Genomic DNA, 6,880 nt, shown 5'->3' on the forward strand with positions numbered 1-6,880 from the left:
CTAGAGGGACAATGGGTTGTTTCATCATAAAAAACCTCCAATCTTCTGTTTGAATACAGTATAACTGGAGGACTAGATAGATGCGATACACCTTGTTATTGGACGCTTACGGTATAAGAACGCACCTTACTCATTTTTTATGAACTAGCCGAGAACACTCATGATTTTAATCGTGAGTGGTTTAAGCTAAATGGTTGTAAAACAGCTTTAGATGGGCAAAAAAAGACCATAGTTCTATTCAGCTGGAATCTTAACTAAATAGAACTATGGGATGTTGCGTATACAGTAACCTCATTAATGAATACTATAATGTGAAAGGTCTATTTGTCTAGCTTCACACCAGTTTTTAGGAATACCAGTAAGAAAAATCGGGACTTTTTTCAACTCTTTGGTCGTCGTTTTACCTGTCATGGTATAAAGCATCACTAGCTCGCGTTTCCATTGATAAATCAGTTCAATCGTTTCATCTAGTCCATCCGTTAATAGAGAATTTAAAATCGTGCCAGAGATTCCCACTGCTTTAGCGCCTAAACATAAGCACTTAAAGATATCATAAGCATTGCGAATCCCACCTGAGGCTACAATTTCAAAGATTCGTTTCATTTCGTAAGCTTCCAGTAAAGAAATCACTGTGGATTGCCCATAATGATCCAGATAGGAAAGTTCGCGTTTTTTACGACGGGCATTTTCGATTTTGGTAAAGCTTGTTCCACCATTGCCGCCGACATCAATAATTTTTACACCAAGGTCTAAAATTTGATGCATAGTTTCGCGGGTCATACCAAAGCCAACTTCTTTGACAATAACGGGGACATCGATTGCGTTAACGATTTGTTCGATATTGGTTAGCCAGTCTGTAAAGTCACGATCTCCTTCAGGCATTACGAGTTCTTGCGGCGCGTTGACGTGGATTTGTAGCCCATCCGCTTCGAGCATATCTACGGCTCTTTTGGCATCTTCTACATTATTTCCAGCCCCAATATTGGCTAAAATCAGGCCGTTGGGGTTTTCTTTACGTACGATACTAAAAGAATCTATTAATGAAGGATCTTTCAAAGCTGCTGTGACCGAACCAGTTGCTAGCATTAAATCTGTTTCACGTGCAATAATGGCTAATTTTTGATTGATTTCTTTGGTTTTTTCGCTACCACCAGTCATCGCATTGATAAAAAATGGAGTAGCAAGTTTTTTACCCATGAGTTCAGAACGAATGGAGACGTCTGCCACGCGACATTCAGGAAAAGAATGATGAATAATCCGCATCGCATCAAAATCATTTTTGCGTTCATCATGAAAAGCTTTAGCAAGTGATATATGTTCGTCTTTACGATTCATTGTTTCCCTCCTTGGCATAAACATGTAATGGTAATGGGGTGATTTCGGCTTTTTCCCAGGCACTCATCAAAGGTAAAATTCCCGTTTTTTGGTCAACGATGACAATTCCACAATCGCCACCACCGGCACCAGAGGATTTACTAGCGCCTCCATAGTTTTCAGCTAAATCACAAAGTAACTTTAGGGCAGGTGTTTCAATTAATACACCGGTCATTGCAGATAGTTCATTTAATAATTGGCGGTTTTTTGAAATCATTTCTTTAATCAAAGTAACATTTTGCGTTTCAAATCCTAAAATCATTTGCTCCACACAGGCTTTACTTGCGACTAAGAATTGTTGATAGGCTTGTTCTTTAGCTTTTTTTGATTGATGCACTTGGTCTACTAAATCTGAGGTAGACGCAGGGCTGCCCGTCCAACCGATTAATAGGCGTAATGCTTTTGGTGCCTTTAAAGGACGAATGCTAAGCCCAGGCCAATCTTGTTCGACTAATTGAGCTATCGATAAGCGACCAAAGTTTTCAATCACCCATGGATGATCAAAGGTAGAAAAAGCAATCCAACCACCAAAGCAACTTGCAGCAATATCTCCACAAGAACCATTTCCTTGAACATCTAAATGAGCTAAAGCGGCTAATTTGAATTGGGTCATTAAATCTAAGCCAAGTTGGTAATACTCATTTAAAGCTTTCACAGTAGCAACAGTCACTGCACCACTTGAACCTAAGCCGTATTTGCGACCGTTTGAATTATCCAACTCACTGGTTACTTTCAAATCATAAAAACTGAGGTGATGACCTTTTTCTTTCGCATATTTTTCCGTTAAGCGAATGGCAGCTAAAATATAGTGGAATGGATTTTCGCGATGGTCAAGGACTAGTTCGCCTTTTCTTCTAAACCAGCGAATCGGCAAGTCACTATATTGTTCTGACTGGATACTTCCTTTGGTTCCGACTGCTTGATTGATGGTTACGGTAATAAATTGGTCTACAGCAACGATAATGGCAGGATGACCGACTTCCACAACGGCATACTCTCCAGCAATATATAGCTTCCCTGGCGCGGATACTTCTATCATTTTGACACTTCCATTTCTAAATATTCAATCCCTACTCCGGAATGGGCAATAATCAATTGTTCGTTACGGAATTGTTTGCTTAATTCAGCAAAAATAGATGCTTCATCTTTCTTTTGACAAAGGACTTTCACGTTAGGACCTGCATCCATTGTAAAATAGCATTCCAGTCCGGATTCTCTAAGATTGCGCACGGCATCCATGGCTAGCATACTTTCAGCATTCCAATAGGTAAATGGTGGCACCGTAGCTAATGTGCATGCATGCATCTTTAAGGCATTGGCTTCAGTGATTTGGCCAAGCTTGGTAAAATCTTTTGCGTGAATGGCTTGTTTCATAGCTTGTAAATCTTTAGGGGCTTCTTGTAGCCAGACAGGATAAAAGCTTGAAGTTTCGACAGTGGATTTCATTCCATCACGACTAGAAACTTTCTTTTGCTTTTGATTTACTACGATAAAAATCATTGCTAGTTCATCTTCAAATCCCGCAGAATCAACAGGGACGGCATAGGAACTATCATCGTCATAGCCTTTTTCCCATTCCACAAAGCCACCGTAAACACTGCGACAAGCCGATCCTGAACCTTTTCGTGCCATTTTTGATAGCTCTATTTGCGATAAGCCAAGGCCTAATGCTTGATTGCAGGCACCGGCTAAAGCACATAAGCCACTTGCTGAAGAAGCCAGTCCCGCAGCAGTAGGTACATGATTGACACTTTCAACTTTAGCAAAATAGTCACAGTTGGCTTTTTGTCTGAATAAATCTAAAAATTTGCTGACTTTTTGTGTGGCTTTTGCATCTTGTAATACACCATCAAGGGTAAAACAATCTGCTGTAAAAGATTCATCAAAGCAAACGGACGTCTCTGTGTAAAAAGCATCTAAAGTAAGTGAGAGACTATTGTTTTTAGGAAGAATGATTTTTTCATCTGCTTTTCCCCAATATTTGATGAGGGCAATATTCGTGTGGGCCCTTGCTTTTCCTTTATACATTTTGATAAACTCCTAATCCTTGTAACCAGGTACGCTTCATGCCATAACTGATTAATTTCTCTTGAATAAATCTTGCATTTTGTAAATCTTTGGCTAATACAATCAAACAACCACCACGACCGCCACCAGTTAATTTAGCGCCTAAAGCATGATGTGTTAAAGCTAATTCAACTGCTTGGTCTAGTGTGTGATTGCTGACAGTAAGTTTTTGTAAGAGGCGATGGCTAGCAGTCATAATTTGGCCGAGTTTTTCTGCTTGGTTTTCGATAATGGCAGTTTTGGCTTCTAGCGTTAAATCACCAAGTTGATCGATAATTTGACGAATACTAGCCCCTTTTTGTTGCACTAAATTCGCGACATCTTTGACTGCTTGTCTCGTTTGTCCTTTGATTCCAGTATCTGCAACTAAAAGGTAGGCATCTACATTCAGTTGGAAAGTCTCAAATGGCTGCCCTTTCTCAAAAAGGATAGGCTGTGTGCCACTTGTTGCCGCTGCGTCGATCCCACTTGGATTATCATGGGCAATTTGTTCAGAATAATCGACATATTTTAGCAAGGTCTTTTCATCTAGTGGTAATTCTCGCCAATCGAAAATCGCCCGAATGATACTAACGGCCACTGCTGCTGAAGATCCCATGCCACGTTCTGCTGGAATGGTGCTTTCAATGTTCAAGCGAAAATCAGGAAGTGCTAAATCTTTTTTTAGCACTTCTATTAATAAGACAAGATTATGCATACTTTTGACTTGCTTCATCTCATCTAGCGTTCCATTAAAATATTTGGATTGGATATGTACAGAGGGGTTTGCTTGAACCAAGGTATGAATACCAACGCCAGCAAACGGGAAGGCGATGGCTTTTTTTCCGTAAACAACCGAATGTTCACCGATTAAGATAATTTTACCTGTGGCATGGCCAGTTCCTATTTTTTTCATTGAATCCTCGCAATCTGACAAAATTTCTTTTTATAAAAAAGGTTTCCTTGCATATTATAAGAAAAAAGTTGCAAAGTTTAAACTAATTTGTTAAATTTTTTGTGTAAAAGTCATTCTTTAGTATTTTCTTAATGATTGTCTAACTAGAGAATGCGGGGAGAGGGAATAAAAATTTTTAAAAAGCGAGGGGAAAATAGTGATTATTGTATCAGGGGTCTACTCATCAGGTAAGACAACATTAGCCAAAAATTTAGCCAAGTATTTTCACAGTAAAGCGCATATTGTAGAGTCGCGTCAAACGGATAACCCACTTTATGACAAAGCAAAGGGGACTATTTCTTGCAGCTACGATGAAGACTTCTTAATGGAACGGATGAAACAAGTAGGTGAGGCGATGACCGAGCCATATACCGTATTTGACCGTTCTGTATATGAAGATGTTTTGCGGATGAAAATTACCGCTGATTTAGGATTTTTAGACCAGGAAGAAGTAGAAGATTATTTTGCACGGATCAATAAACGATTAAGTGAAATTCCACTTGATCGTTCAAATGAGGCTTCACAAATTTTACTTTTCCTTGATTTACCGTTTCATGATATGATTGATCGCATTTATCAAGTACCAAAAGTCAAAGAATACATTATGACACATCCCTTTTTATATGAATATTATCAAGAAGCTCATTTACGCTATCGAGAATGGTTTGAAGAATATCATTATTCTGAAAAACTTCGGATCAATGCGCTAGATTATGATTTCAATAATATGGATGATGTGGCAAAAATTGCGAAACAGATTGAAGAAATCTACCAAAATCCAAAATTTGAAATCACTTATGATGCGATTGTGGATAATATGAGACAGAGTTTGGTTAATAAGAAAAATAGTATTTAAGTAAGTTTTGGGCATTTCTACGTAATTAAACGAGAAGTGCCTATTCTATTTATGAAAATGAGAAATAGTAAGTAAAAAGGAAAGCGAAGGCAAAATTTTAAATTTTTTTGTTAAAATTCCTTGACTTCATTTTTAAAATGCGATATGATTTGATAGTTGAGAAAAGAAAGTAGAGGCACGCGCTTCTCGCCTGGGTGATATTCTTGCCGGGCTGATAGGTTGAAAAGTTTTCCTGGAGGAACTTTTTACTTTTAGCGCGGGTTCAGTATGGACTCGTTTTTTTGTGTCTACTTTCATTCTGGCAAATAAACCTGGAGGTGAATGACCATAGCAAAGGATATGATGGTTAACGACGGCATTCGTGCACGTGAGTTACGTTTAATTGATCAAGACGGAGAACAATTAGGGGTTAAGAGTAAAGCAGAAGCACTGAAGATTGCTGAACAAGCCAATCTTGATGTAGTGTTAGTGGCACCAAATGCAAAACCACCGGTTGCTCGCATTATGGATTACGGAAAATTCCGTTTTGAACAGCAAAAGAAAGAACGCGAAGCCCGTAAGAAACAAAAAGTGATCAATGTGAAAGAAGTTCGTTTGAGTCCAACGATTGATTTAAATGACTTCAATACAAAATTGCGTAATGCACGTAAGTTCCTAGAAAAAGGGGACAAGGTTAAAGCGTCAATTCGTTTTAAAGGCCGTGCCATTACTCACAAAGAAATTGGTCAGAAGGTTTTAGATCGCTTGGCTGAAGAAACAAAAGATATTGCTAGTGTGGAACAACAAGCGAAAATGGATGGTCGTAGCATGTTCTTAGTGCTTGCACCTAAAAACGAAAAATAATTCATCTTTGGTCTACAAAATGTAGATAGTCAGATTGGAAAGATTTTTGAGGAGGAAATTAGTTATGCCTAAACAAAAAACACACCGCGGATTAGCAAAACGTGTAAAACGCACTGGTAAAGGCGGATTAAAGAGATTCCGTGCTTTCACAAGCCACCGTTTCCACGGTAAAACTAAAAAACAACGCCGTCAATTACGTAAGGCTAGCATGGTGCATAAAGGCGATTACAAACGTATTCGTCAACAATTATCACAAATGCGTTAATCAACTCGTAAATAAAGTTCAAGGATATATATTAGGAGGAATTAAACATGGCACGTGTTAAAGGTGGAACAGTCACTCGTAAACGCCGTAAAAGAATGCTAAAATTAGCTAAAGGATATTACGGTTCAAAACATACATTATTCAAAACAGCTAAAGAACAAGTAATGAATTCATACAACTACGCATATCGCGATCGTCGTCAGAAAAAACGCGATTTCCGTAAATTATGGATTGCACGTATCAACGCTGCAGCTCGTATGAATGGATTAAGCTATTCTAAATTAATGCATGGCTTAAAAGTGGCTGGTATCGAAATCAACCGCAAAATGTTAGCTGACCTTGCTGTAACTGACGCTGCTGCATTTACTGCACTAGCGGAAGAAGCAAAAAAAGCCTTAGCTAAATAATTTTATTTAATCATACAAAAGGCGGCTCTTTGTCAAGTAGTGTTGTTGGCAATTAAGTCAATTGGAGAGAAAGTTATTTTATGAATGCTTTCTCTCTTTTTTTTATTTTCTTTTCTTTCTTCAATCGATGCTTA

Annotated in this window: 8 protein-coding genes; 4 read left to right on the forward strand and 4 right to left on the reverse strand. The window is 38.4% G+C overall.

The features are described from left to right. Window positions 1–294 precede the first annotated feature (294 nt). Genes fni through mvk form a run of 4 tightly spaced genes read right to left on the reverse strand, consistent with a single transcriptional unit; the run spans window position 295 to window position 4,336 of the window. The gene (gene fni / locus ACTQZM_RS11560) at window positions 295–1,335 is read right to left on the reverse strand and encodes a type 2 isopentenyl-diphosphate Delta-isomerase (protein WP_349279230.1); all 1,041 of its coding nucleotides are present in this window, start codon (window positions 1,333–1,335) and stop codon (window positions 295–297) included. Continuing rightward, complete coding sequence (locus ACTQZM_RS11565) at window positions 1,325–2,413, reverse strand: phosphomevalonate kinase (protein WP_441653851.1); 1,089 nt, start codon at window positions 2,411–2,413, stop codon at window positions 1,325–1,327. The genes fni and ACTQZM_RS11565 overlap by 11 nt, the downstream gene beginning before the upstream one ends. Continuing rightward, window positions 2,410–3,402, reverse strand: a complete 993-nt coding sequence (gene mvaD, locus ACTQZM_RS11570; protein WP_441653852.1) for a diphosphomevalonate decarboxylase — start codon at window positions 3,400–3,402, stop codon at window positions 2,410–2,412. Before mvaD ends, ACTQZM_RS11565 begins: the two co-directional genes overlap by 4 nt. Next, window positions 3,395–4,336, reverse strand: a complete 942-nt coding sequence (gene mvk / locus ACTQZM_RS11575; protein WP_441653853.1) for a mevalonate kinase — start codon at window positions 4,334–4,336, stop codon at window positions 3,395–3,397. The genes mvaD and mvk overlap by 8 nt, the downstream gene beginning before the upstream one ends. Window positions 4,337–4,532: 196 nt before the next feature. On the opposite strand from mvk, the gene ACTQZM_RS11580 reads away from it, so the two are divergent. From ACTQZM_RS11580 to rplT, 4 genes are all read left to right on the forward strand, one after another. After that, entirely contained in the window at window positions 4,533–5,231 is a 699-nt protein-coding gene (locus ACTQZM_RS11580) for a deoxynucleoside kinase (protein ID WP_441653854.1), read from the forward strand. Window positions 5,232–5,552: 321 nt separating this feature from the next. After that, entirely contained in the window at window positions 5,553–6,074 is a 522-nt protein-coding gene (infC, locus tag ACTQZM_RS11585; protein ID WP_047242391.1) for a translation initiation factor IF-3, read from the forward strand. Between the two features lie 64 nt (window positions 6,075–6,138). Next, window positions 6,139–6,339 (forward strand): 50S ribosomal protein L35, encoded by a 201-nt coding sequence (rpmI, locus tag ACTQZM_RS11590; protein ID WP_047342648.1) that lies wholly within the window; start codon window positions 6,139–6,141, stop codon window positions 6,337–6,339. A gap of 47 nt (window positions 6,340–6,386) precedes the next feature. Further along, entirely contained in the window at window positions 6,387–6,746 is a 360-nt protein-coding gene (gene rplT, locus ACTQZM_RS11595; protein ID WP_016251342.1) for a 50S ribosomal protein L20, read from the forward strand. The last annotated feature ends 134 nt before the right edge of the window (window positions 6,747–6,880 follow it).

Origin of the sequence: Enterococcus cecorum (assembly GCF_052119425.1) — a bacterium.
Taxonomy (GTDB): domain Bacteria; phylum Bacillota; class Bacilli; order Lactobacillales; family Enterococcaceae; genus Enterococcus_E; species Enterococcus_E cecorum_C.

What these genes read in the sequence shown, in the direction of transcription:
- fni (WP_349279230.1), bottom strand. Translation starts at nt 1,335, where the DNA reads ATGAATCGTAAAGACGAACATATATCACTTGCTAAAGCTTTTCATGAT.
- ACTQZM_RS11565 (WP_441653851.1), bottom strand. Translation starts at nt 2,413, where the DNA reads ATGATAGAAGTATCCGCGCCAGGGAAGCTATATATTGCTGGAGAGTAT.
- mvaD (WP_441653852.1), bottom strand. Translation starts at nt 3,402, where the DNA reads ATGTATAAAGGAAAAGCAAGGGCCCACACGAATATTGCCCTCATCAAA.
- mvk (WP_441653853.1), bottom strand. Translation starts at nt 4,336, where the DNA reads ATGAAAAAAATAGGAACTGGCCATGCCACAGGTAAAATTATCTTAATC.
- infC (WP_047242391.1), top strand. Translation starts at nt 5,553, where the DNA reads ATGACCATAGCAAAGGATATGATGGTTAACGACGGCATTCGTGCACGT.
- rpmI (WP_047342648.1), top strand. Translation starts at nt 6,139, where the DNA reads ATGCCTAAACAAAAAACACACCGCGGATTAGCAAAACGTGTAAAACGC.
- rplT (WP_016251342.1), top strand. Translation starts at nt 6,387, where the DNA reads ATGGCACGTGTTAAAGGTGGAACAGTCACTCGTAAACGCCGTAAAAGA.